Origin of the sequence: Parendozoicomonas sp. Alg238-R29 (assembly GCF_947331445.1) — a bacterium.
GTDB lineage: Bacteria > Pseudomonadota > Gammaproteobacteria > Pseudomonadales > Endozoicomonadaceae > Sansalvadorimonas.
This window is the reverse complement of sequence record NZ_CAMZOG010000015.1, coordinates 1-24,699: the sequence shown is the minus strand read 5'-3', so window position 1 is coordinate 24,699 and position 24,699 is coordinate 1. Positions and strand designations below refer to the sequence as shown.

General features: G+C 47.9%; 17 protein-coding genes and 3 tRNA genes. 11 read left to right on the top strand and 9 right to left on the bottom strand.

The annotated features are described in order from the left end of the window. Nucleotides 1–10 precede the first annotated feature (10 nt). A complete protein-coding gene (locus tag QMA35_RS05830; protein ID WP_281646197.1) occupies nucleotides 11–1,051 on the top strand; it encodes a quinone-dependent dihydroorotate dehydrogenase in 1,041 nt (346 codons plus the stop codon). 115 nt (nucleotides 1,052–1,166) lie between these two features. Here the strand turns inward: QMA35_RS05830 and QMA35_RS05825 are convergent, their stop codons facing one another. Continuing rightward, on the bottom strand, nucleotides 1,167–1,379 hold the full coding sequence (locus QMA35_RS05825; RefSeq protein ID WP_281646196.1) for a ribosome modulation factor: 213 nt from the start codon (nucleotides 1,377–1,379) through the stop codon (nucleotides 1,167–1,169). A 454-nt stretch (nucleotides 1,380–1,833) separates the two neighbouring features. On the opposite strand from QMA35_RS05825, the gene rlmKL reads away from it, so the two are divergent. Together rlmKL and QMA35_RS05815 are read left to right on the top strand one after the other, a co-directional pair. Continuing rightward, nucleotides 1,834–4,050, top strand: coding sequence for a bifunctional 23S rRNA (guanine(2069)-N(7))-methyltransferase RlmK/23S rRNA (guanine(2445)-N(2))-methyltransferase RlmL (rlmKL, locus tag QMA35_RS05820; RefSeq protein ID WP_281646195.1), 2,217 nt, complete (start codon nucleotides 1,834–1,836; stop codon nucleotides 4,048–4,050). A gap of 103 nt (nucleotides 4,051–4,153) precedes the next feature. Next, nucleotides 4,154–5,542 carry a hypothetical protein gene (locus QMA35_RS05815; RefSeq protein WP_281646194.1) on the top strand — a complete coding sequence of 463 codons (1,389 nt, stop codon included), beginning with the start codon at nucleotides 4,154–4,156 and terminating at the stop codon, nucleotides 5,540–5,542. Between the two features lie 3 nt (nucleotides 5,543–5,545). Here the strand turns inward: QMA35_RS05815 and QMA35_RS05810 are convergent, their stop codons facing one another. Beyond that, entirely contained in the window at nucleotides 5,546–6,238 is a 693-nt protein-coding gene (locus tag QMA35_RS05810) for a pseudouridine synthase (RefSeq protein WP_281646193.1), read from the bottom strand. A gap of 385 nt (nucleotides 6,239–6,623) precedes the next feature. Between QMA35_RS05810 and QMA35_RS05805 the strand changes: the two genes are divergently transcribed. Together QMA35_RS05805 and QMA35_RS05800 are read left to right on the top strand one after the other, a co-directional pair. Beyond that, nucleotides 6,624–7,832, top strand: a complete 1,209-nt coding sequence (locus tag QMA35_RS05805) for an ammonium transporter (RefSeq protein ID WP_281646192.1) — start codon at nucleotides 6,624–6,626, stop codon at nucleotides 7,830–7,832. A 254-nt stretch (nucleotides 7,833–8,086) separates the two neighbouring features. Continuing rightward, nucleotides 8,087–8,269 carry a hypothetical protein gene (locus tag QMA35_RS05800; RefSeq protein ID WP_281646191.1) on the top strand — a complete coding sequence of 61 codons (183 nt, stop codon included), beginning with the start codon at nucleotides 8,087–8,089 and terminating at the stop codon, nucleotides 8,267–8,269. Between the two features lies 1 nt (nucleotide 8,270). On the opposite strand, the gene QMA35_RS05795 is transcribed toward QMA35_RS05800, so the two are convergent. The 3 genes from QMA35_RS05795 to QMA35_RS05785 form a co-directional block, all read right to left on the bottom strand. Further along, entirely contained in the window at nucleotides 8,271–9,248 is a 978-nt protein-coding gene (locus tag QMA35_RS05795) for an MDR family oxidoreductase (RefSeq protein ID WP_281646190.1), read from the bottom strand. Between the two features lie 93 nt (nucleotides 9,249–9,341). Continuing rightward, nucleotides 9,342–11,297 carry an ATP-dependent DNA helicase RecQ gene (locus QMA35_RS05790; protein ID WP_281646189.1) on the bottom strand — a complete coding sequence of 652 codons (1,956 nt, stop codon included), beginning with the start codon at nucleotides 11,295–11,297 and terminating at the stop codon, nucleotides 9,342–9,344. Between the two features lie 95 nt (nucleotides 11,298–11,392). Beyond that, the gene (locus tag QMA35_RS05785) at nucleotides 11,393–17,344 is read right to left on the bottom strand and encodes a hypothetical protein (RefSeq protein WP_281646188.1); all 5,952 of its coding nucleotides are present in this window, start codon (nucleotides 17,342–17,344) and stop codon (nucleotides 11,393–11,395) included. 163 nt (nucleotides 17,345–17,507) lie between these two features. Here QMA35_RS05785 and QMA35_RS05780 point away from each other — a divergent pair, with 163 nt between their 5' ends. From QMA35_RS05780 to QMA35_RS05755, 6 genes are all read left to right on the top strand, one after another. Continuing rightward, nucleotides 17,508–19,889 carry a DNA polymerase II gene (locus QMA35_RS05780; RefSeq protein ID WP_281646187.1) on the top strand — a complete coding sequence of 794 codons (2,382 nt, stop codon included), beginning with the start codon at nucleotides 17,508–17,510 and terminating at the stop codon, nucleotides 19,887–19,889. Nucleotides 19,890–20,220: 331 nt separating this feature from the next. Then, entirely contained in the window at nucleotides 20,221–20,706 is a 486-nt protein-coding gene (locus QMA35_RS05775; RefSeq protein ID WP_281646186.1) for an HAD family hydrolase, read from the top strand. A gap of 370 nt (nucleotides 20,707–21,076) precedes the next feature. Next, nucleotides 21,077–21,433, top strand: coding sequence for a hypothetical protein (locus QMA35_RS05770; RefSeq protein ID WP_281646185.1), 357 nt, complete (start codon nucleotides 21,077–21,079; stop codon nucleotides 21,431–21,433). 12 nt (nucleotides 21,434–21,445) lie between these two features. Beyond that, on the top strand, nucleotides 21,446–21,862 hold the full coding sequence (locus QMA35_RS05765) for a DUF393 domain-containing protein (RefSeq protein WP_281646184.1): 417 nt from the start codon (nucleotides 21,446–21,448) through the stop codon (nucleotides 21,860–21,862). Between the two features lie 23 nt (nucleotides 21,863–21,885). After that, nucleotides 21,886–22,293 carry a hypothetical protein gene (locus QMA35_RS05760; RefSeq protein WP_281646183.1) on the top strand — a complete coding sequence of 136 codons (408 nt, stop codon included), beginning with the start codon at nucleotides 21,886–21,888 and terminating at the stop codon, nucleotides 22,291–22,293. Between the two features lie 65 nt (nucleotides 22,294–22,358). Beyond that, nucleotides 22,359–22,967, top strand: coding sequence for a LysE family translocator (locus tag QMA35_RS05755; protein ID WP_281646182.1), 609 nt, complete (start codon nucleotides 22,359–22,361; stop codon nucleotides 22,965–22,967). Here QMA35_RS05755 and QMA35_RS05750 read toward each other — a convergent pair. The 4 genes from QMA35_RS05750 to QMA35_RS05735 form a co-directional block, all read right to left on the bottom strand. After that, entirely contained in the window at nucleotides 22,957–24,141 is a 1,185-nt protein-coding gene (locus QMA35_RS05750; protein ID WP_281646181.1) for a hypothetical protein, read from the bottom strand. The two genes, QMA35_RS05755 and QMA35_RS05750, sit on opposite strands and share 11 nt — an antisense overlap. 163 nt (nucleotides 24,142–24,304) lie before the next feature. Then, nucleotides 24,305–24,380, bottom strand: a tRNA-Gly gene (locus QMA35_RS05745). A 19-nt stretch (nucleotides 24,381–24,399) separates the two neighbouring features. After that, a tRNA-Glu gene (locus QMA35_RS05740) sits at nucleotides 24,400–24,475 on the bottom strand. A 34-nt stretch (nucleotides 24,476–24,509) separates the two neighbouring features. Next, nucleotides 24,510–24,585, bottom strand: a tRNA-Ala gene (locus tag QMA35_RS05735). Between the last annotated feature and the right edge of the window lie 114 nt (nucleotides 24,586–24,699).

The following is a 24,699-nucleotide window of genomic DNA, read 5'->3' as shown; positions in this document are numbered from 1 at the left end:
AGGAATCACCATGTATAAGCTGGCTCGCTCGTTACTGTTTCGCCTCACCCCAGAAACAGCTCACGGTGTCACTATGGATTTGCTGGGGGCAGGCCAGCGACTGGGGTTGATTAAAAAGGTTATCCGCCCGGTTCCTGATGCTCCGGTTAAGGTTATGGGTATCGACTTCCCCAACCCTGTTGGTCTGGCCGCTGGCTTGGATAAAGACGGTGAATGTATTGATGCTTTTGGTGATCTCGGCTTTGGTTTTGTAGAAGTTGGCACTGTAACCCCTCTGGCTCAACCCGGAAACGCCAAGCCCCGCCTGTTCCGGCTGGTAGAAAATGAAGCCATTATTAACCGTATGGGTTTTAACAATAAGGGCGTGGATCACCTTGTTGCCAACCTGCGTAAGGCTAAGACTAAAGCTGTAATTGGCGTTAATATTGGCAAAAACAAGATCACTCCTGTTGAAAAGGCCAATGATGATTACATTGCTTGCCTGCAAAAGGTTTACCCTTGGGCCGGTTATGTTGCAGTTAACCTTTCTTCTCCCAATACGCCAGGATTACGGGAGCTTCAGTTTGGTGAACACCTCTCATCTCTTCTCAAAGCCCTGAAAGAAGAACAGACCCGTTTGGCCGAGGAACACCATCGCTATGTACCAATCGCTATCAAACTCGCGCCAGATATGTCTGATGATGAATTACGGGAAATTGCTGGTCAGCTGGTAGCCTGTGGTATGGATGGTGTAATTGCCACCAATACCACTCTGGAGCGTGATGCTGTTGCCGGGCATCAGTTTGCTCAAGAGCAGGGTGGCTTGAGTGGTAAACCTCTCACTGGGCTGGCTACAGACAAAATCAAGGTTTTGGCAGAGGCCGTGGATGGGAAGATCCCTGTTATCGGCGTTGGTGGCATTATGAGCGCCGCAGACGCGGTAGAAAAAGTCAGGGCAGGAGCGAGCCTGGTACAGATTTACAGTGGCTTTATTTTTCGTGGGCCAGACCTGATGGCGGAAGCCTCTGAAGCTGTAGCGGCTGAACTGGCCAAGCTAGTCAAAGCCAGATAAACAAAAAGGCCCTGATAGAGTATCGGGGCCTTCTCAATGCTGAACCCAGCGAGTGGCTGAGGATTTTTTCTTCAAGAGCCAAGTGTCTTCAAGAAGAGAAAAGGAGAGTTAGCAGTTAAAGCTGATGCTCATTAAGCTTGTGGATACCGGAAACGCCAGTGAAGCCTTCCACGTGGTCTGACCAACCTTCTCGCCAGCCATTCAGCCAGGCTTGTCGTTGATCATTTTCGTTGGCATGTGGGCAGTTTTCATTGGGTCGCCCTTGAGCTCCCATCTGGTAGCCTTTGGCATAAGCCCGATCTGTCATGTCTCTTTTTTGTCTCTTCATTGCGAAGTAGCCTCCTTATTCGGATACAGCATCCCAGAGAGCTCGCCAGCTATCCGGAATTTATGTGTCACAGAAAGGAACATCAATCCAGTCCTCTAGTCTGGAGAACCTTTCTGGGGTGGGAGGGGATGTTTTCACATCACTACGTCAGTAAGTTCTATCGGATTCCTTGCGATCTGTCGAGGAACGAATAGACATAGCGCTATAACTACTTAGTTTAAAACTCAATATGTGGACGAAACCTTGCCAATAAATAACTGAAATCAAAAGATATTGACCGTTTGTCTGATGTGCATGGCAAAACATCGGTTTTGCTCTAGCTCTAGAGATTATTAAAGCTTTTCGGTCTTTATCAGTACCTGTGCGAATGGTACGGCTCGTAATCCACGGTACAGGCTGTACAATCGGCCAGATTTTTCGATCTGCTTCATGATCACTCTGTTTGAAGGTGACAATGTCCGATAACTACGAATTCTTTGCCTCCTGCCCAAAGGGCGTGGAAGGTTTGCTGGCTGAAGAACTGGCTGCTCTTGGTGGTGAGGATATTCGCCTGACTGTGGCTGGCTGCCATTTTAAGGGTGGTTTGCAGGCCGCCTATCGTAGCTGTCTCTGGTCACGGCTTGCTAACCGTATTTTGCTGCATCTTCGCCAGATTGATGCAGAAGCTCGTGAACTTCTCTACGACGGGGTTAAGGCTATTCCCTGGGAAGATCATTTTGAACCTGATGCCACTCTGGCGATTACCTTTAATGGTACCAGTAAAGCTATTAATAACAGTCACTTCGGTGCACTTGTTGTGAAAGATGCTATCTGTGATCGCCTTCGAGAAAAAGCAGATTTTCGACCTGCCATTAATAAAACATCTCCGGACATTCGTGTTCATGTGCGTATGAGCCGTAATCGGGCGGATATCTCTCTGGATTTGTCTGGTGAGAGTCTGCATCGCCGTGGTTATCGTCTGGATACCGGTAAAGCGCCTCTGAAGGAAAACCTTGCTGCTGCTCTGCTTGTCCGTTCAGGTTGGCCGCAGATGGCAAAAGAAGGCGCTACGCTGGTTGATCCACTGTGTGGTTCCGGCACGTTGCTGCTGGAAGGAGCGTTGATGGCCGCAGATATTGCTCCTGGCCTGCTGCGCCTTAACTACGGCTTCCACAATTGGTCCGGCCATATTCCTAAAATTTGGCGGGAGTTGCTGGAAGAGGCTCGTGAGCGGCGAGTCGCTGGCCTGGAAAAACTCAATAACAGCTTTATTGGCTATGAAGGGGATGTTCGGGTTGTTCGCCAGGCTCACGAAAACCTGCGCCGTGCCGGGCTTGAGAAACGCATTCATATTGAAACCCGTGAACTGGCCAATGTTGATGCGATCAAAAACACATCAGGCCTCGTGATCTGCAACCCTCCTTATGGTGAACGTTTGGGAGATGAGTCCAGTCTGGTTTGGATGTATCAGCGTCTGGGTGAAACCTTCCGCAACTGTTTTGAAGGGTGGCAGGGGGCGATTATTACCAGCAATCCAACGCTGGCTCGCCGTATGGGGTTACGTGCTCGCAAAAACTACAGCTTCTTTAATGGCGCTCTGGAAGCCAAGCTGTTCACTTTTGATATTCAGCCTGAATGGTATTACGGCTATCACAAGCGCAACGAAGAAAGTAAAACGCAAAATAGTGAGCAGGCACCTGGAGAGCAAAAAGTTTCTCAGATCGTGGTGAAACCAAAGGTTGAAATCAGCTTAGGTAAAGGCGCAGAAATGTTCGCAAATCGTCTGCGTAAGAATCTGAAAATCTTGCAGAAATGGGCGAATAGAAACGAAGTGGAATGCTATCGGGTTTATGATGCTGATATGCCCGAGTACGCTGTTGCTATAGATATTTATAAAGATCAGGTGTTGGTTCAGGAATACCGTGCTCCAGCATCTATTGATGAACAGAAGGCGGAAGAACGCCTTCACGATATACTTCAGGCTATTCCAACAGTTCTTCCGGTAAAAACCGAGCAGATTGCTCTGAAGCAGCGACGTCGGCAGGCGGGTAAAAACCAGTATCGGAAGATGGCTGATCAGCAGCAGCGCTTCGAAGTGGCCGAAGGTGGCTGTCGCTTCCTGGTGAACTTAAAGGATTATCTGGATACCGGATTGTTCCTTGATCATCGTCCGATGCGCCTGCGTATCCAAAAGGAGGCCAAAGGCAAGCGTTTTCTCAACCTGTTCTGTTATACCGGCGCGGCCACTGTGCATGCAGCGGCTGGTGGAGCCAGTCAGACTACCAGTGTCGATCTATCCAAAACTTATCTGGAATGGGCTCGGCAGAATTTGTCCCTGAATGGTTTCAGTGATCGTCATAAGCTGGAAAACGCCGACTGCATCAAATGGCTGAAAGGTTGTAAGGACACCTATGACTTGATCTTTATTGACCCTCCAACATTTTCTAACTCGAAGAAAATGCGGGATGTCTTTGATATTCAAGAAGAACATAAAGATATGCTGAAGCGGGCTATGGGGCTTCTGGCTCGTGATGGTGTGTTGTACTTCTCTAACAATTTCCGCAAATTCCGTATGGATGACGAACTGGCTGAGTTGTTCAAGGTTGAGGAAATCTCTGCCCAGACGATTGATCAGGATTTCAAGCGTAACCAGAAGATTCACCGGTGCTGGCAGTTGACTCACCGGCACTAGATTCTATTTATGTGATTTCTAAGGAGGTTTGGTGCCTCCTTTTTTATGCTGGTTTTCGAGCGCAGGCCGCCGATATTTCTGACAGGTTTCAGGAATATTAATCATGAGAATTCCCCAGTTATTAGTCAGAATTAAAGCCAGCTTTCTTAGTGCTGTTGAGTCCCGTCAATCAAAAGGGCGAGCAGATAAGGCTAGTATTCTATCGCGACTTGCAGAAAAGATTCTTCCAAAGAGTTGGGCAGATAAGTTGTTGGGGCAGCGTTCTGTTGCTGTTGTTCAAGAGCATGAACTGCAAACCTTTATGAGCAATCAACCTGTTGGGTTGAATACCTTTTCGCCAAGCCCAGAGCAGCTCCAGAGACTCACTACTGATGTGGAACAGTTTACGGCTGCTATGTCTGGCAGAGATCTCTCTCTGACTATTGATACGCTGAATAGGGTGCTCCACTCTGTAAGCGCATGCGGTGAAGGCAAGGATGTATCAAAAGAGCAGCTGAAGAGTTTACTCAGTAAAGTTATTGATAATGTCTACGCAAGGGCTTCAAAAAAGGAAAGAAAGCTAATGCTCAAGGCCTTGGTGAGGCCGAGTACGGAAATATCTTATCTGATGGGGGTGTTAAAGGCTCACTGCATGTTTGATGCTGACAATCGACATATTCACAGTGTTTTTCATGTAGGGGATATGTTGTGTGCGGGGCTGGTTAAAACAGCCCGAAAACATTCTGCAGGCCCCATCTTTGATTTGCGGGTTCAATCGGTAGCCAATGATTTGGTAGAAGGGAGAGAAAGTGCCGTTAATGCACTGATATTTCGCGCAATATACAAACGCACATTATCACCCCCCCCCCCAGATATGGAAAGACTGCCTTTGCCTACGCTCCATTCAAGACCAATGCCCTGGGTTGAACTTGCGCGCCCGGCCTTGAATCAGTACATGATGAGTCCAGAGAAACCAGCAGAAGCGCACTTTAATAAAAGTGCTCAGTCTTACCTGAATGCCATGGCAGAGAACAACGGTGATGCTTTAGTGCTGGGTTGTTACTGCCTTGTTCGTGATGCTTATGCCTTGGCGGCGGCTATTAAGCCAAATGAGCGGTTGGGAACCGGGGAGATTTCAGAGCTAGTGGGTCCCTTTATTGCTCGAGCTGTAGAAAGGCTAACAGATGATCAAAGGAAGCGATTACAGCAAGGGCTGCAATCGCCAGATTCCCAATTGGCCAAAGCCTTGGCGGCTATCAATCTCACCATGGAGTGGTATCCAAAGGAACTCGAAGAATCAAGCCCCATGGCTCAACAGGCAGCACTGGCCGGGCCGCCTATGGTCAGCGAATTTGTTTCTCAGCTTTTACCGGAAATAGCGCAAGCCTTTCAGGATGAAGTCACTCAAATAGCAGATATGACCAGCAAGGGTGAAGGCAGTGATCAGGAGCTCACGCCTGCAGGTATTCACCGAACACTGGGTTTGCTAAAGGTGGCGGAGGCAGCCCTGTAGATTTTAAACGCTACCTATTTCTTCGGGGGTTAACTCCCGCCACTCTCCAGGTTTCAGTATTTCATCCAGCTTAATATCTCCAACCTGCTCCCTGTGCAGGGCTGTGACTCGATTGCCCAACGCAGCAAACATTCTTTTTACCTGATGGTATTTGCCTTCGGTGATAGTCAGCAGAACCTCGGTATCAGAAATACGTTCTAGTTTGGCAGGCAGAACAGGCTTGGTTTCGGTTTTCAGCTGTATACCTTCAGCGAGTTCTGCTTCCGCGGTCTCTACCAGAGGTTCAGCCAGCCAGACACGGTAGCGTTTGTTGCAAGCTTTTCGTGGTGAAGTGATACGGTGTCCCCATTGCCCGTCATTGGTTATCAGGGTGAGGCCAGTGGTATCAGCATCCAGCCTGCCCGCTATTTGCAGAGTCTCCGCTTTGGGTAGGTCAAGCAGCGTTAAAACAGAAGGGTAGCCGGCTTCGCCAACATTGGAACATACGGTGTCAGCCGGTTTGTTGAGCATGATATAGCGGCTACTGACATGGTACAGCCGCTCTCCTGACAGGTGCACTTCGCAGTCTTTATCCACTTTAAAACCGGAATTCTTTACCACAACGCCATCGCAGGTGATATCTCCCCGGTGCAAAGCCTTTTTGGCATTGGCACGGCTGAGCTCGGTGCACTCACTGATATAACGATCCAAACGCATAAATAGTGAACTTATTGGTAACGAATTTAGCTGCAGGATTATGGAGTGGGTAAAGCAAGACCGCCAGAGTAAATTTATACCCGCACAAATGGTGGGCATATTTGGGTATGAAAATTGCTTTTTACTAGTGCCTTATTTTTAAAGCGTTCTTTCATGGTGCAGGTGTGTCGATAGTGGTTTGCCCTGAGGGGGAGCCAGAGTGCCTGAAATAGAGCGGTTTAAGAGGGTTTAAGGCAGGTTTTGGAGTGGACACTGTTTTCCTGTAAGAGATAGCAGTTCCTGAATTTCATGTCGCGGTGACCCTTAGGGGTGCGAACAAGAACAAGAAAGCACCCCTTTGGTGCAATGAAGCAGTAATAACAACCAGTAGGCAGTAGGCAGATTTATGGAACACATGAACAGCGCTGTAGAATCCCTTTTACAAGGGACGAATACACTTTTCATATTGCTGGGAGCCATTATGGTTCTGGCAATGCATGCGGGCTTTGCATTTCTTGAAGTGGGCACGGTGCGCCTGAAAAACCAGGTCAACGCACTTTCCAAAATCATCAGTGATTTTGGGGTTTCCACGCTGGCCTACTTTTTTATTGGTTACCAGATTTCTTACGGCGTGAGTTTTTATTCTGGTGCTGAGGAGCTGGTTACCGGGCAGGGTTATGAACTGGTGAAGTTCTTCTTCCTGCTGACCTTTGCCGCAGCGATTCCAGCTATTGTCTCTGGTGGTATTGCTGAACGGGCGAAGTTTTACCCTCAACTTCTGGCGACCTTTTTGATTGTTGCTTTCCTTTATCCTTTGTTTGAAGGCATGGTGTGGAATGGTAACTTTGGCTTCCAGGCTTTTCTGGAAGAACAGTTTGGCCTGCCTTTCCGTGATTTCGCCGGTTCTATTGTTGTTCATGCGGTTGGCGGCTGGATAGCGCTGGGGGCTGTATTGTTACTGGGGCAACGTCAGGGGCGCTATCGTAATGGCAAAGTTGTTGCTTTTGCTCCGTCCAATATTCCTTTCCTGGCTCTGGGTTCATGGATTCTGACTGTGGGATGGTTTGGCTTTAACGTGATGTCTGCGCAAACAGTCGACAGTATCAGTGGTCTGGTTGCCGTTAACTCCCTTATGGCCATGGTTGGCGGAACCCTGGCTGCGCTGGTGGTTGGTCGTAATGACCCTGGCTTTATTCATAACGGACCGCTGGCTGGGTTGGTGGCTATCTGTGCTGGCTCCGATATTGTGCATCCGATTGGTGCGCTGGTCATTGGTCTCGTTGCGGGTGCGTTGTTCGTCTGGGCATTCACTACCACTCAGAACAAGTGGAAGATTGATGATGTTCTTGGTGTATGGCCGCTGCACGGTCTTTGCGGTGCCTGGGGTGGTATTGCGGCTGGTATCTTTGGCCTGCAGGCACTGGGTGGCCTTGGCGAGGTGTCCTTTATGTCTCAGCTTGTAGGAACCGTTGCCGGTGTGGCTATCGCTGGTATTGGTGGTTATGTGGTTTATGGCATTATCAAAGCTGTCTTTGGCCTACGCCTTTCTGAAGAGGAAGAGTTTGAGGGCGCTGACCTGTCGATTCACAAGATTGGTGCTGTTAACGAAGATTGATCGCTGTATTTTTTGAAATGGCTTAGCCCGAATATTTTACCAAAATAAGAAGGGCGAGATGGTTTTTTGTTATTGTTCAGTGACTTACGCCAAACATAACGACCAAATCGCCCATGACAGATTGCAATCCTCCCATCGCTCGTTTTCCACGCTGCCGCCATAAAACCGAACCACTTCTGGGGCAGCGTATTTCTGCGCTGGCCCTCGGCTATGAATATCTGAAGGATCATTAGCCATTGCGGGATGATCCGGTTTTGCAGACCACCGTTGATCGTGATGAGTGTTTAGCCAGCCAGGTCACACTGTGTCGTGAGTGTGTCAGTATGTTTGAAAACCCAGACCAGATTTCAAAGCTGGCAGAGAACAGCTTAAGGATGAAGGAAGCAGTAACAGCACCACCGGTTGGCGATGCTGTAGAGGAAAATGTGTTGTGTTAGATCACAGTTTTACCAGGACACGCCCCGTCACCTGACCATTGGTGATGGCCTCAGCCTGTTCGGCAACATCTTCCAGGGTAACTTCTTTGCAGGCACGCTGGAAGAAAGATTCTGGCAGCCGTTCAACCAGACGGTTCCAGGCTGTCATACGACGTTCCAGTGGACAGTAAACAGAGTCAACACCCAGCAGGTTTACGCCACGAAGAATAAATGGCATTACGGTTGTGGGCAGGTCAAAACCACCGGCCAGGCCACAGGCTGCTACAGCGCCACCGTAGTTTACCTGGGAAAGAACATTAGCCAGCATCTGGCTTCCAACAGTGTCTATCGCACCAGCCCAGAACTGCTTATCCAGTGGACGGCCTTTCTCAGTAAACTGGCTGCGAGGCAGAACACGACTGGCACCCAGTTCTTGCAGTAAAGGTGTGTTTTCTTCACGGCCGGAAACGGCAGTAACGTTGTAACCCAATTGGGACAGCAAAGTAACAGAAACACTGCCCACACCACCGCTGGCACCAGTCACCAGGATTTCACCGCTTTCAGGTTTTACACCGGCATTTTCCAGAGCCATAACACACAACATGGCGGTCAGGCCGGCAGTACCAATAGCCATGGCTTTTTTGCTGTCCAGTCCTACAGGCATATTCACCAGCTGGCTGGCTTTTACACGAGCCATGCCAGCCATGCCGCCCCAGTGGTTTTCACCCACGCCCCAACCCGTCAGGATAACCTTGTCACCCTTATCAAAAGAGGTGTTATCGGAATGGGCAATAGTGCCAGCGAAATCAATACCGGGAACCATTGGGAAGTTACGAATGATCTTGCCTTTACCGGTAACGGCAAGACCATCCTTGTAATTCAGGGAAGAGTACTCAACATCTACCAGAACATCGCCTTCCGGCAAGTCGTCAACTTCCAGCTGCTTAACTGAGGACAGGGTTTTCTTGTCTTGTTGCTCCAGTACCAGCGCCTTGAACATACGACATTCTCCAGATGTTAAGTGATAAATCCTGAGTTCAAGGATGATAGACCGTACTGAGTGTGTAAATAGTTGATAAAACCTAAATTTATTTTAATTACAGATAGCTTTCATAACTCTTTGATAAGGCCATTGGGTTAAAGTTCCAAAACCCGGAAGCGAACGCCCACGAACCTTCTGTAAAACCGGCTCGGGAATCCCGCAAAGAAACCGGGCCAGTGTTTCAGGTTCCGGTTGTTGCTCCCAAACTGTGTTGAGTTTGTCCGTATAAGCTTGCAGTAACTGTTGAACATTCACGGAGTCTGCTGGTGGGTTTAAAGGCGGAGTGGGGAAAACGACTGCGACCTGGCGGCAGGCTGAACAGTGTCCACATTGTGATGGCGCGTTGTGATCACCAAACCACTGAGCCAGCTGACTGGTCAGACACTCTTCACTTTCAAATAAAGCCACCATCTCATGGATGCGCTGAATTTCGCTCTGCTCTTTTTTCTTGAACAGTTGGTGAAGGGTGTCGGTTAATTCATTCAGCACAAAGTGATTGCCGATAACCTGATATACCTCAGTCATCTGCCTGCTTTCCAGTACAATCCAATTGTGTTCCTGGAAGTAATCCAGTGCCTTAATCACCCGGCTGCGGTCGGCTTGCCCACCCAGTGAGTTATAATTTTGACAGAAACTGTCGATATCCAGTGTGCCCCAGGTGCGGGCCATGCGGACACTATTGAGTAACGCTTCAACAAATTGTCGCCTTTCTCCCTGAAAGTGTTCAGACAGCTGGTCGGGCTGAATGACATACTGCAGCCGGTATTCGGCAAAGTAACTGTAAAGTGGACGAATCACCCCCTGTATCTCTAAATACACCAGCAGGGTTTTCAATGGCAGCAGTCGTATATTTGTTGATGATGACAGCCGATTCATCATCACTTCCCACTGACTGCCAGCATCACGAATCTGCTGTAAAACCAGTTTGATACTGTTAGCTGTGGGAGTATCGCCATAAACAAAGTTTTCCAGCACATTCAGGTTGTCCCGATTTCCCAAAACCAGGCAGCGAGAGGGAAGGCCATCTCGCCCGGCACGGCCAATCTCCTGACTGTAGTTCTCAGTAGATTTGGGCAAGTCGTAATGAACAACGGCACGAATATCGCTTTTATCAATGCCCATGCCAAAAGCAATGGTAGCAACAATGCATTTGTAGCGATTATTCATAAATGCTTGCTGAATGTTATCCCGCTCTTCGTTTTGCAGGCCTGCGTGATAAGCGACAGCATTGATGCCGTTATCTCTTAGAAAGGCTGCCAGAGAATCAGCTGTTTTCTGTTGGGTCACATAAACGATAGAGGCTTCATACTGGTGGGGCATCAGCCACTCCAAAAGAGTTTGATCCCGACTATTTTGGTCAACGGAAGCGACCGATAGATCCAGGTTCGGACGGTAAAAGCCTGTTGCCACTATGTCATCATGGCTGATAGCAAACTTTTGCTGCATGTCTGCCATTACTTTTGGAGTGGCCGTAGCGGTCAGTAAAAGGGTTTGGGGAATGCGAAACTCTTTCTGGTAATCGGGAAGCTTTAAATAATCCGGACGAAAGTTATGTCCCCATTCTGAGATGCAGTGAGCTTCATCAACAACCAGCAAAGAAACGGGAATATTACTGATAAACTGGCGAAAACGTTCATTCTTTAAACGTTCTACTGAAACCATCAGGATTTTGATCGTTCCGTTTCGAACATCTTGCATAATCTGTCGGGTTTCGTCGCCACTGCGTGTGGAATCAATGCTGGTAGCAGGAATGTTGTGGCTGTTAAGAAAATCCAACTGATCCTGCATTAAAGCGAGTAATGGGGAAATAACCAGAGTCAGGTGGGGCAGGTTCAGGGCTGCCATTTGATAGCAAAGGGATTTTCCCGACCCTGTTGGGAAAATTGCAGCTGCGGAACGGCCATCAATAATGGTTTGAATAACTTGTTCCTGACCTTCACGAAAGCTGCTGTAACCAAACCATTGATTGAGATTGTCGTGTAAAGCGGAAGGGAGCATCTGGCTCATAATCCTGTCTGTGTGATGTTTTGATTATCAGTGAAGGTGTGAAGATATTCTATGTTATCAATGGAATATGTATTGTGGGTTATCAAGGGCATCGTTTAAAGCGCTGTCTCCTCAGCAGGTGAGTCTTCTGGCTTTTCGGGAAGAGTAGATCTTCCAGATGAGCTGTCACCAACAGAATGGGTTTTCTTTTTACTTTTCTTCTTTGTTTTACCAGAGCTCGCAGAGCCAGGTTCTTTGGGCGGTTGGCTGGTGGCTTCCTTTGAACACCCAAAATCTCCCAAATCAATTCTGAGCTGGTCATACCAATACTTTGCCATGGCCAGTTGTGCATCATCTGCAGGGTACGGCAGCCTTAAAAAGTTTCCTTCCAAAAGGCAGTTGGTGATCAGTAAATATAAGGAATTCCGGTAGTGTGCAGATGTTCTTTCCGGGCCAGGCCCATGACAAACAGCATCCCCTTCTTTTGGGAGAAGACATTGAAATTGTTGAGCGCAGTCCCCTTCTTGCCATTCTTTTAATTCCATCTGCCCCATCATGGCAGGTAGCTGGTACCAGTTATCTATCTGTCCGTACCAATCAATAAACCGTTGCCATTGCTTTTCGTCAGGTGCTGGATTATCAACAAAATAAGGAACTGTTCGGTAGGGAATTTTTAGTTGAGACAGCTTTTCATCCAACTGGACAATTTGAGCCAAGGCTCGCTTATAGTCTTCATCCGTGTCTTTATAGGTTAGTTTCAGGTGGTGTACCCATTGATGCATTGTTGAGGCACTGACACCGGACAATTTCCTTGAAGAGTACAGGCGATGGACTTGATTTTCTCCAATAATCTGGTGACACGTACTGATCAGCAAACTCAGCTTACTGCTTGCTTCAGAGCCACTCGTGGATTCCACTAAACTCATAAGCTTGGGTATGAGTTCACTCTTTATCATCACCCGCAGAGGCTTTTTAGGGGACTTTGCACCTAGGCACGTACGGTCCAGAGTATTGATGATATTGTTTATTTCGTGTGTATAGAGATTCCAGGGAGGGAATAAGAATCTCAGCTTATGTCGTCGAGCCCGTTGATACTGGATTAAAAACACGTCCAGAACCCGCTCCATAGATATCGGAGAATCAAAACGAAGGGCAAGCCTGGCAAGATGGCGGGCGGCATCATCACAACCATGCATTGCTGCATTTACCAGCTCTGCTCCTGCGTAGGCGATCCCATGACTGCCCGCATCTTCTTTATGTTTGATTTCTATACATAGCCCTTTTATCAGTGGCAGGTATGGATTTAGGGGCTGGTATGGATTTAGGGGCAGGTATGGATTTTGGGGCTTATGTTTCTGGAGTTTTGTTAAACGAACAAGAAGTTTGCTGGCAAGTTGCGGGTTAATTTCTTCAAGTATAATGGTGTCATCACAGATGGAATCACAATAATGATAAAGGGCATCTTTCAAGGACGAAACATTGAACGGGTCTGGTTTCTCTCCGGTTAACCCCTTTAATAACTCATCGTCAACTCGTTCTAACTCGTGAAACTGCGATTCAAGATCAGAGGATGGTGTAAGTAAAGTGATTTCTGCATCTGGCTTGAGAAACTGGTATATGGCCGGCCAAGGCTGAATATCCCTTATAAAGGGGTCTCTGCATTCTGGCAAACTTTGCCGAAGATCTGAGGCCAGAGTGCATTGCACCAATCGCATTAAGCGTTCATTGGGAATGATGTTGTCTCGCACATAAGTATTTTTCCTGGATATGTTCGCTTTCAATTGCTGACTGGCGTTGACAGCATTATCAATGCCTGGCTGCCACTGCAGGTAAGTTAAGAGCTTTACACTGTCATCACTGGTCAGTGAAGCGATATTTGTTGTTCTCTTACTCTCTGGTGTTACCCAAAGATCGGCTAGTGCTCTGGCAGGAGGTGAAAGAAAACTCACTAATATTCTTTCGTAATAGCTCTTGGTTGCTGGGCCAAAGTAGTTTAGAGATGTCGCAATACAGATCTGTAACCCGTCTGGAATTTTGAGATCGTCCAACGCCCTTGGTATGCCAAGTTTCTGTATGGATTTATCAGCTGTAGGGCATGTTTTGTGTAAAAGAGCATATATCCAAATATCCCGCAACATATGGCAGGTATCTGGGCTTGCAGTAGCGTCCTCATAAATGCTGGTTAAACCCTTAAGGAGATATGCGCACCAATCGTTGTTGGTTCCGTTGCCATCGTAGTTGGTGATATGGTCGAGGAATTCACTCTTGCAAATGGCCGGGAAGTTCAGTTTCAGGGAGAACTGTTTGGCCTTGAGTTGACGGCAGGTAATCATGCTCACAATGGCAATCATCAGGGCATCAGCTCTCCCTGCCAGTAATTCTGCCATCAGGTCTTCAGCTGCACCGTTAACACCCATGGTGGCTGCGAACATCATAGGGGCCAGATAATATTCGTACCAGTCCTTCTCTCCCTGTTCTGTGGCCAGTCGGGCAATAAGATTTGGCCTTATCAGGCGGCTATAGGCCCAGCATGCGTAAGGGTTACCAAACTGATCAATAGCCTGTTTTAAAAGTGTGATAGCCTGTGCGCACTTTTCTGGAGGGATGTTGTGAAAGTCACTAGTATCTGGGCTTCGATCCGAAAGTTGGGCACCGATCAGTGTCAGTGCCTCTGCTGTTAACTCACACCCTTGAGTAACAGCATTGGCCGGAGATTGGTTTACTAAAGGGCTTTGTGGTAGACCATCTGGTGGGCAAACTTTAACTGCCAGGCTGTCCAGTAACAGCCTATCAAGGTTATCATAATCTCTGGGTACTCCGGCAGCACTGCTTGGGTCATCTCGGTCTATCTCTTCCCGTAGACGTTTTGCATTTAATGGCGATGGAGCTGGTGAGCTTAAAAAACCAGCAGTGTGAGACGCTGTTTGTGAAGCAATATCGGCTGCCCCTGTTATCTTTGGCTTTGCTGCTTCGGGCTTTGACAGTTCGGTAGACGCTGCTGGTTTGGGAGTACGCCGCACTCTCTGTAATTTTAAAAGGTGCTTCCAGTAGTTTTTTAACGCGTCTTTATTTTTCATCCAGCCAAGGCCTGTGTGGCCGGGCAGGCAGAGAGGCAGCCATGTTGGCCAGCTCCCGTAACTTTGTGCAGGATCACACATCCTGACAATGCTTGTATCCAGGCCTTCACTATTTCGCAGCAGTATCTGGTATAACGCTTCTGCAGCAGGGCAGGTTTTTAGTGTGTCGGGCAGAGTGATATCTTCAGGGCTCAGGATGATTCCTGAAGAGGTTTTTGGTTGTTTATCCTGAGCATGTGACAGCGTCATTGGCAGACTTTGGATAAACCAGTCCAGAGCGTGAGCTCTGTGCAGGGATGCCAGTACTTTTTTACCAATGTTTTTTTTGTATTCCATAGCTTCCGCAAAGTCTCCGCTGAAGTTCATTGCGCAGGCTGCCACCAGCATGCATCGTTCACGTTCATCCGGAAGAAAATGGGAAAGTGCGTTCAGCTTTTCGCCAAGTTCACGCCAATGTTCATTGGTTATTTCTTCGCCGCCAAGCTGCTGCTCAATGGTAGCAATGATTCTGTCGGCTCCACTGAATGGTGGACGATAGGAGCTACTTTGGAAGCGTAGTTTGTACTGGCGGTTTGAGGGTCTTTCTACACAATTCTTGAGTAATCTCAAGGCAACACTGGCCGGAAGGGGGCAGTGTTTCTGGAAGCTTAAGCGAAGCAATTCTATAGCCGCCCCTGTAACTCCTGCGCTGGCAGCATTCAGTAGTGCCTGAATACCATTATCACAAATGCCTGAAGTCTGGGTCAGCATCACACCCTTTAGATAATCTGTATAAGGGCAGGCAGCCATTCCTACCTCATCCAGTTGTTCAAGTACCTGCTGCTTCTGGGTGGAACCCTCCCTCAATTCCAGAACTGGAGTGCCATTCCAGGCGAATGAACCAGCATGAGTATGTGTGATAAGTACTGGAAGCAGACCCTTTAGACGAACAGCTTCGGTTAGGCATGGGCTTGGGTTGGCGGAGATATCCGGTAGTTTTCCGGTAACAAGATACTCTGTTATGGCTTCCTCTCCTGGAACCCAATTTCCAATGGGAGTAGAGGTGGCACCCGGCAGACCCTCTTTGACACATCTGTAAGCCTTCTCAAATTTTGTTTCTTCTGTGAGTGGTGGTTCATCTTCCGGCAGTTCATAGCAACTTAGCGTGCTCTCTGAAGTGATGGGCATGGCGTCTGAGTCTATGATTGCTTCAGCCACGCTTATCTCAGGGCTTGTTGTTTTTGGCGCAGCTTTCATCTCCGGAAGTTTCATCTCCGGAAGAGGCTGAGGTTTTGGGGAAGGCGGTTCAAGTTGTGGCTTTATCAATAGAGCCGCAAGTACTTCCAGAGAGGGATTGGTTTGGGATTTTCTCAGTATTTCGTCAGGGTTGACCCCTTCACTGAACATAATCTGTATGCGCTTTTCATAGTTGTTCTCTTCTTCGAGCCGGGAATGAATCCTGGTGATGTCATCTCTAGACAGTTGCTCTACAGATATATAAGACTGCGGAGGGGGCGCGTGTCTGGGTTTTGTATCCCTGTATGATTTTTCTCTTCTTGAATTTCGGCTAATCGCGGTAGAGTTGCGCTTTTTTTCCCATTTTCCTTTATTCCGTACAGGTAGGGTTCTGGGTTGGTCATGCATACATGTAGGCTTTTCCTTTACCTGTGGGTCAGGTTGTAATGGGCTGGTTCCAGCAATTAATGAAGATGCGTAAGTTTGTGCTGGAGAGGGTTCTGTATGCTTGGGCTCATCCTCTACCGGGTCTTCTGGTGATTGTGGGGTGACCGTGTCATCAGTAGATTGAGTCGGAGTGCTTTCTTTTTGAAGTGTTTCAGCACCGTCTTGGATGTCTGGCATCTGTAGGTTCGGTGTAATCCAGGCTTTGGTACTCTCAACGGTTTCAGAAATATTGACAGGTTCTGGCTTGACCGGAACCACAACAGCTTTCTGTAAGTCTTCAGGCTTTTCTGATTCTTTAGATTTTTTTTGAGCCTGCTCTGGTGTAACAATAGCAATGGCGTGGCTTCTTGCTCGGCGCACGTAGGTTTTTGCAACCGGTGCCGTTTCTTTAGCTTTGGGTTGTTTAACGGGCTCAAAAAAACGTGGACTGAGATGGTTCACGTTGTTGCCGAGTATATATGGGAGAAGTTTTTTTAAGCTGGCATGCTGTTCAGGAAGATGTTCGCAGACCAGCTCGATCAGCTGGTAGCAAAAATCGTCTACATTCTCACTAGTCAGGCGTCGTGTCACTTCCATATAAATAAGGAGGCGGACAGTGTCTTGCAGTTTCTCGTAGATGACAGGATCGCAGGAGGGGTCACTTAACGCTTCGTTGAGTGCTGCGAGATAAACCGTATCGTTCAATGTGGTGGGATGCGATAGCGTTGTCGGCCCGTCGGGAGTGTTTCTGCTGATCATTGGTTGATGGTCAGCCTTATCGATATAACGACTGATTAGACTGTCAGCAGCCTCGATTCTAGGATTTGGCTTGTCACTGTGCAGAGGGGCGGAAATATCAATGCTGCTCAGGGGTGTCACTCGACCATTGGCTTCAACGCGACAAATTTTTATCGAGCGCTGTTTAATACCATGTTGGAAGTTATCAAGGTAGGTGACCTTGGTACGCAATCCGGGGTTTTGTTCAATGTGCTTTACCAGGGAATCGATCAGACTTGTTTGGTCCGATATACTTCTGGCCCAAAGATCTATGTCATTCGTTTGGTAGATGGATTGCCCGTCTTCAATATCGTCACAATAACGGGTTCCAAGAATCCGTTGCAAAATTCTGGAGCCTATAATGCAGAAATTTTTGGGGCTGGTTTTGGGAGGGGAGTAATCGGCAATCACACCGATCAGCCATTGATCCAGCTTTCTGTCTCCTGGTTTCTTACCACAGGTTTTCGGGCGCAGGCTTGCCGCCCACCGAAAGCGAGTGTCTTCTGGGTCGTGGTAGTCCACTCTTATCGGTGATCGTCTGGCTTTAGTGGCCTGTGGAATGGGCCTTACCACTGCCTGCTCCGTACTGCCTGTTTGCACACTATTTTCCCCGTTGGCCTGAGCTGCTTTTAGACCTTAAAAGAAAGAGAACTGTGATGAGTTATGACAGGGGTGACAGTAGTTCTTACATGTTAGGATGGAGTATCGCCATGCCAACAATTCACTACGAGGCTTTGTGAGCACAATCCATACTGGTTTTTTACTCACCCGTTCCAGTCATGATCGCAGCCGCCATACTGAGATTGTGTTGTGGGTTGTCACTCCTCAGGGGCCCGCTCGGTTGGTGATTGAAGGTGAACAGCCGATTTTCTTTGTTGTCAGCGAGAATCAGGAGTTGTGTGATCGTTTACTGGTGAAAGCCGGTATTCATTTCCGCAGCCGACCTCTGGAGCTGAAAACCTTCAGCCATAAACCGGTTACCGCATTTTATTTCCTCACTCTTGATTTAGCCTGGCAGGCACGTAAGGCCTTGCAGGGTGGTGCTATTCCTGTATACGAAAATGATTTCCGCCTGCAAGACCGCTATTTAATGGAGCGTTTTGTGAACGGCGGAATGGAATTCACCGGACAGGCAACTGAGTTTGAAGGGTATACCGAATACCGGAATGTGAAAGTTCGACCAGCAGATTTTGTTCCTGGTTTTCGTGTGGTTTCCCTCGATATTGAATGTTCTGCCAAAGGTGAATTGTACTCTATTGGCCTCTATGGCCATGGTCCGGAAAGTTCTCATCAGGAACAGGTTTTGATGATCGGCCAACCAGAGGCAGATTCCCGGAATATAACCTGGATTGATAATGAGCTGGCTCTTTTGGAGGCGCTGGTTCCCATGATTGAACTCTGGAATCCAGACATTATTATTGGCTGGAATGTTATTAATTTTGACTTTCGACTGTTAATTAAACGGGCGGAGATTCACGGAATCAAGCTCGCATTAGGGAGAGGTGCTGGTAACAGGCAGCGTATAGCCAGCTGGCGGGATCGTCGGGGAGAGGAAGGCCAGGGTTTTATTTCTATTCCCGGGCGCATGGTGATTGATGGTATCGACAGTTTAAAAGCCATGACCCTGCACTTTGAAAGTTACAGTCTGGAGTTTGTCAGTCAGGCGTTGCTGGGGCGTGGGAAAGATACGGAGGATGTTGATAACCGTATGGCTGCCATTACCCATGACTTTGAAAATAACAAACAGAAACTGGCGCGCTATAACCTCGAAGACTGCCGTTTGGTTCATGATATTTTCGAGCATTGTCGGCTACTGGATTATCTGCGCTTGCGCAGCCATTTGACCGGACTGGAGCTGGATAGGCAGGGCGGTTCGGTTGCGGCTTTCACCAACCTTTATCTTCCCCGGTTGCACCGCGCCGGTTATATCGCGCCTAATCTGCCAGAAGGCGGTGGATTGGCCAGCCCTGGCGGTTATGTGATGGATTCCGTGCCGGGGCTTTATGATAATGTTCTGGTGTTGGATTTTAAAAGCCTGTACCCGTCGATTATTCGTACTTTCAAGATTGATCCCTTGGGGCTAGTGAAAGGTCTTCTGGAACCGCAAAAGGCTATTCCTGGGTTTCGTGGTGGTATGTTCTCCCGGGATCAATATTTCCTGCCAGACATTATTGCTTCGCTGTGGAGTCAGCGGGATGAAGCAAAGCGAGAGAAGGATGCAGCTCGTTCTCAAGCCCTGAAAATTATTATGAATTCGTTTTATGGTGTGTTGGGCTCGGGTGGTTGCCGTTTCTACGACACTCGTTTGGCAAGCTCAATTACCATGCGTGGTCACGAAATCATGCAGCAGACGGCTCGGTGGATTGAAGAGCGAGATCATAAGGTCATTTATGGGGATACCGATTCCACATTTGTTTTGCTGGGAAGTGACGTAACGGCAGAACAGGCTGACACTATTGGCAGAGAGCTAGAGGATGAGATAAACCGGCGCTGGCAGTCTCAGCTTAGGGAAGAGTTTGATCTGGATTGTTATCTGGAGCTGGAATACGAAACTCTTTATAGCCGCTTTCTGATGCCAACCATTCGAGGATCGGAGACGGGCAGTAAAAAGCGTTATGCCGGATTGAAACGAACGGACAAAGGCGAAGAACTTGTTTTCAAGGGTTTGGAAACCGTGCGTTCAGACTGGACGGCTTTGGCCAAATCTTTCCAGACAGAATTGTTCGAAAAGGTTTTTGCCAGAGAGTCCCCGGAGGCTGTGGTCAAAGATTATGTCGCCAGAACCCGTGCCGGAGAGTTGGATGATCAGTTGGTTTATCGGAAGCGGCTGCGCCGGCATCTCCACGAATATGTAAAAAATATCCCTCCTCAGGTGCGAGCAGCCCGGCAAGCGGATGAGCAGAATAAAAAACTTGGTAAATCTCTGCGCTATCAGCATAAAGGCTGGATCAGTTATCTGATAACAGTGACCGGACCGGAAGCAGTTGAACATCATCACAGTGCTATTGATTACGATCACTATGTTGAACGGCAACTAAAGCCTGTTGCAGAAGGGGTTTTGCCCTTTGTTGGCTTGGACTTTGATGTGCTGATTGATGAACAGGGCAGTCTGTTTTAGTTGCTCCGTGGTCATTTCGAGCTTTGATGGCTTCTGCCGCTTCTGCGGGCCGGGGCAATTCTTTACTCTTTCGCAATTTGATAAGAACCCTTGAAAATGTAATGGCCGAGTGTTGTGAAACATGAGCCCATCGTTCGTTTTGTTCCACGCTCACTCTCCTCTAACAGGCTTGCTCTTGAGGAATAAGGTGGGTGTATGGAAGGAAGAGGTTGATACGGGATAAGCCATAGAACAGGTAAATCCTTGGTGTTTTCACAATGTGTATTCGATGGCGTTGCTTTAGGCTGGTGTCAGCGATATAACCGCTCTCTTACCCAACAATAAGAATGCTATGAATAACTACAGCAATATAGTCTTTGATTGGGGGGATACCTTGATGGAGGATATTCCCGGTTGTACAGGGCCAATGTATCTATGGCCGGAAATCCGAGTTGTAGAAGGAGCGAGGGATTTACTGGAGAGCCTATCAAAGAATTACACCTGCAGTCTGGCAACTAACGCTGCCGATTCCAGTGAACGTGAAATCTGGCAGGCTCTCGAGCGGGGTGGGTTGGCAGAATTTATTGATAATGTTTTCTGTCAGGGGAATGTTGGCTGTAAGAAAGTGGATGATGGTTACTATGAAACCGTTGTCTTGCGCCTGGGTGGTGATAAACGTCAGATATTAATAGTGGGCGATTCTCTTGAGAATGATGGAATCAGGGCTCTGCAGGCTGGTGTTGATGCGGTTTGGTTTAATCACAAAAACACTGATGAGCCTGACGAGATGAGAGCTATAAACCGACTATATGACCTTACGATGCTCTTGGCTCATTAAATTATAAGCAACAGTCGCGTTAATGCGGCACCGATAATCACTGAGGCAAGGGCTAAGCCATAAAAGTGCAACTGTTTGGTAGGTTGAGGCATCACAGAATTCCAGCAGGTGTGTTGCACGCTATTAGAACGAAAAATCCCGACTGATTCGGGGATGCTCTTCACACTTTTTGTTAAAGGTGTTTTTTCTACGAAAGTGCTCACAGATTTTCGCTATTTCCCTTAGGGGGGGCGTTCTCAATTAAGCATCGAGCTCGGCAATGCCCTTCGGGTGGTGCTGAAAGCCGCCATCCGCTGCGTCAGGCTTGTTCAATGTAGAATAACTACGATTCTCACAAGCCCTTCTAACGCCTAGCGACTAAGAATGCAGTTTGGCTCTGAAGGGTTCAGAAAACATCTGCGCTATGATGCTTGTGTGTCGTGTATTTCAAACCATTTATGAACGTTTACCTGAAGATGTGTTGGCAATGGAAAAGTTAAGGCGGGTGGGAGACTTGGTGCGTCGGCTTTATCCTCAGTTTGATGCGCCCGGAGGATGTGTTTTGATTGATCTGTTGTTGCACTGGCGGGAGACGTTCAGTATTCCCGGATTGTCTTCACTTGGATTAACCGAACAGGGGTGTTGTGATGTGGCAACCATAAGCGATAACAAACAATCGCTTGTCTCTTACCAAAGAGGAGATTCGTCAGATCCTGCTGGCACGGTTATAGTGAGAGCATGGACGTAGGGAGGGCGGATTATGGTTTTAAAACGCAGGGATATCAGTTTTCCAGTGACATTATTTTATGATGGCAGTTGCCCCATCTGCATGAAAGAGATCAACTGGCTTTATAAAAAAGATAAAGATCAGCGGCTGCATATGATTGATATCAGCCGGGGAGGCTTTTCAGAGGAATATCCTGAGATGGATCCGGAAGCGCTGGATCGGTTAATTCATGCCCGCTTGGGCGATGGTCGTATGGTGACCGGTGTGGATGCCACCTTGGCAGCTTGGGAGGCAGTGAACCTTGGCAGCTGGATAGCGCCTTTGCGATGGCCTTTGCTACGGAGCATTGCGGATTTGGGTTATCGAATCTTTGCGAACAATCGCCATAGCCTTGCCCGCCGTTTTGCTTTTTTTCTTGGCCGACCGTCATGTTCTACTGGTAAGCGTTAAAAAGAGATTTCTGGTGAAAATGGATGCGTCGTAACTTTAATCAGTTACCTGTGTTGGAGGCTCTTTATCAGCCCCGGCAGTTTGATCCGCTTTCCTGTTCGCGGAAGTTTGTTATGGCCTCTTCGGATTATGTGGTGCAATACCTTTTTTCTGATATTGCGGCAGAGGTGGCCAGCCAGGCTCCGCAGACTAGTCTGGAGTTTCGGTTGTGGGAACCTTCGCTGGTGAGTAGCTTTAGTGAGCAACCTATTGATCTGGTGTCGACCATCATTGAAACGCCCAGCCAGCATTACCACCTGTTTTGGCATCAGCTTTTTAGTGATGACCTTGCCCACCACTGGTTTAGACGACTGGCTTTGTCTTTCCTTAAAGACAGTTTTGATAAGTCTGCGACTTTGAGTATGAGTAAAAAGACTTCTTTGTATGACTAGTTATCGTTTTGTGGAATGGTTTGCTGAAGATAGTATCACCCTATGATTTCTGGATAGTAGGGTAAATGATGACTTTCACTCACTGGATTCCTCTGGCGGCCGTTTGCACATTAGGGGCTATAAGCCCCGGGCCAAGCCTGGCGTTGATTATTAATAATATTGTGCAGACGGGGCGCCGTGGTGGCGTTGTTACGGCTGTTGGTCATGGTCTGGGTGTGGCGCTCTACGCCTTAATAACATCCATGGGGTTGGGGGTGATTATAACCAATACTCCCTGGCTATTTAACCTGATCCAGTATGCTGGTGCTGGGTTCCTGCTTTATATGGCGTTCAAAATTCTGCGTGCCAGCCCCGACGAAAGCGCGAGTGCCAAGAAGGAAGAGGGGCGTTTTGTCGGCTTTGGTGGTGGGTTCCTGGTCGCTTTTCTGAATCCTAAACTAGCGATTTTCTTTCTAGCCTTGTTTAGCCAGTTTGTCGCTGACAATCTCACTTTTAGTGATCAACTGATTATGGCCATGACTGCCAGCGGTATCGATATTCTTTGGTATGGACTGGTTGCCTTGGGTATTGGCAGCACCGGATTTTTGGGTTGGCTGCAAAAGAACAGCCATTGGGTTGATCGAATCAGTGCCTTTGTTTTTATAGCACTGGCTTTGCTGGTTATTAGTCGCTAACGGATCCAGATACTGAGGGCGAAATTAGCGCACTCAATATCTGTTCCAACTGAAAAACATTGTTGGTCAGGTTTTCTTTCTGGTTATTGAATTGGGGGAGTTGCAGGTGAAACACTTTTACAGGGCTGTTTAATTGTTGCTTTAACAATAAGGCTCTGTAAGTGAGTTCATTGGGCAGGTAGCCACCACTGGAGCCCGTGACTGATACCTCTTCAAACACTTCTTCCACATCCTCGATAGTTTTCGTTCCTGTTAGCGTTGAAATGGTACGGTTGTCGATAACCGACCATGGCAGCTTGACTCTAAAAAATGAAGAGTCTGGCTGTGAGCTGGCAAGAAATTCCGGGCCTTTCAGACTTTTTCCTTGAAAACGTGGAGGGGAAGGGCGATAGGGTTTGGCACTGGTCATGGTGTTGTTGTTATCTGGAATGGGAGTGCTTCGGTTACGCCCCGCATAGCGCTGGAAAATAAGCTGCTTTTGGTTGCCAGTGGTTAGAATGACAATGGCTTGAAGGTTTTTGTTCTGAAAAAAGGGATTGAGCAGGCCTTCTACCAGGCCATCGTCAAAATCCCGAAAACGGTTCGGTACTAAAACAGCCTGACTATGAATGTTTTTTCCGTTGCCCTGCCAGTGGTGTTCATCAAGGTTCAGTACAAGTGAAGTGGGCTGCTGACGCCTTCTATTGCCCATATCAAAGGTGGATGGATCTAACCCGATTATCAAAAGGTTAATACTGCCTGCATTGAGAAATGAGGCGCTTAGCATTCCTCGAGAACTCAATTCATAAAGAGTCAGTAGTTCCCGGCGTTGTTCGGTGGATAGGGAAAAGTTGGCTTTTTGCTGTTTGATGTGGATACGACCTGCCAGCCTGGCTCGATATAGATTTTGATGATCTGTGTTTACACTCCACAGTGTAAGGCCTGACTCTAGTACAAGTGTTTTCAGTTCCTTAAAAGAAGGGGCTGAAGCTAAAACAGAAGCGAGCGTCTGGGTAGGTTTTTTCTCATCATGCGCATTGCTTGGGGAGTATTGGGATGAGGTGGTGAGTAGCCTGCGCTCTTCAGCATTAATTGGCAGAGTGTCAGGCTGGTGATGAGCCCAAAGGGTGTTACTACATATCCAAAGTAGGAGTAGTGTGTACTTTAAGCTTTTCAGGAACAGGGGTTTTGTCATGCTCCGGCTGCCAGCCGCTTCACAGGTTCTCTCTAAACACTAGTGAGCATTGCTGTTGTCGGCAACCGGGGTGTTGTATCAGATTTAGGCAGGAAGATTTATGAATAAGTAATAAAAAAGCCCAAATCTTTCGATTTGGGCTTTTGGCTCTTAACGAGCAATTTGGAGCGGGAAACGAGATTCGAACTCGCGACCCCAACCTTGGCAAGGTTGTGCTCTACCAGCTGAGCTATTCCCGCAATATTCTATAAAAGAATATGGCATCCCGTAGGGGACTCGAACCCCTGTTACTGCCGTGAAAGGGCAGTGTCCTAGGCCACTAGACGAACGGGACACAATCTCTTCGAAAAGAGTCTTCATAAAGAAGATGGTGGAGCCTAGCGGGATCGAACCGCTGACCTCAACACTGCCAGTGTTGCGCTCTCCCAGCTGAGCTAAGGCCCCTTCGTGCAAAGCGTTTTGCTGTTGCCGAAATGTGGTGCGAATTCTATGGGGAGGCTGTGGGTGTGTCAATACCGTGGAAAGAAAAACTGGAGAAAAGTGTAAGATGGTTTTCCG

What these genes read in the sequence shown, in the direction of transcription:
- QMA35_RS05830 (WP_281646197.1), top strand. Translation starts at nt 11, where the DNA reads ATGTATAAGCTGGCTCGCTCGTTACTGTTTCGCCTCACCCCAGAAACA.
- QMA35_RS05825 (WP_281646196.1), bottom strand. Translation starts at nt 1,379, where the DNA reads ATGAAGAGACAAAAAAGAGACATGACAGATCGGGCTTATGCCAAAGGC.
- rlmKL (WP_281646195.1), top strand. Translation starts at nt 1,834, where the DNA reads ATGTCCGATAACTACGAATTCTTTGCCTCCTGCCCAAAGGGCGTGGAA.
- QMA35_RS05815 (WP_281646194.1), top strand. Translation starts at nt 4,154, where the DNA reads ATGAGAATTCCCCAGTTATTAGTCAGAATTAAAGCCAGCTTTCTTAGT.
- QMA35_RS05810 (WP_281646193.1), bottom strand. Translation starts at nt 6,238, where the DNA reads ATGCGTTTGGATCGTTATATCAGTGAGTGCACCGAGCTCAGCCGTGCC.
- QMA35_RS05805 (WP_281646192.1), top strand. Translation starts at nt 6,624, where the DNA reads ATGGAACACATGAACAGCGCTGTAGAATCCCTTTTACAAGGGACGAAT.
- QMA35_RS05795 (WP_281646190.1), bottom strand. Translation starts at nt 9,248, where the DNA reads ATGTTCAAGGCGCTGGTACTGGAGCAACAAGACAAGAAAACCCTGTCC.
- QMA35_RS05790 (WP_281646189.1), bottom strand. Translation starts at nt 11,297, where the DNA reads ATGAGCCAGATGCTCCCTTCCGCTTTACACGACAATCTCAATCAATGG.
- QMA35_RS05775 (WP_281646186.1), top strand. Translation starts at nt 20,221, where the DNA reads ATGAATAACTACAGCAATATAGTCTTTGATTGGGGGGATACCTTGATG.
- QMA35_RS05765 (WP_281646184.1), top strand. Translation starts at nt 21,446, where the DNA reads ATGGTTTTAAAACGCAGGGATATCAGTTTTCCAGTGACATTATTTTAT.
- QMA35_RS05760 (WP_281646183.1), top strand. Translation starts at nt 21,886, where the DNA reads ATGCGTCGTAACTTTAATCAGTTACCTGTGTTGGAGGCTCTTTATCAG.
- QMA35_RS05755 (WP_281646182.1), top strand. Translation starts at nt 22,359, where the DNA reads ATGATGACTTTCACTCACTGGATTCCTCTGGCGGCCGTTTGCACATTA.
- QMA35_RS05750 (WP_281646181.1), bottom strand. Translation starts at nt 24,141, where the DNA reads ATGACAAAACCCCTGTTCCTGAAAAGCTTAAAGTACACACTACTCCTA.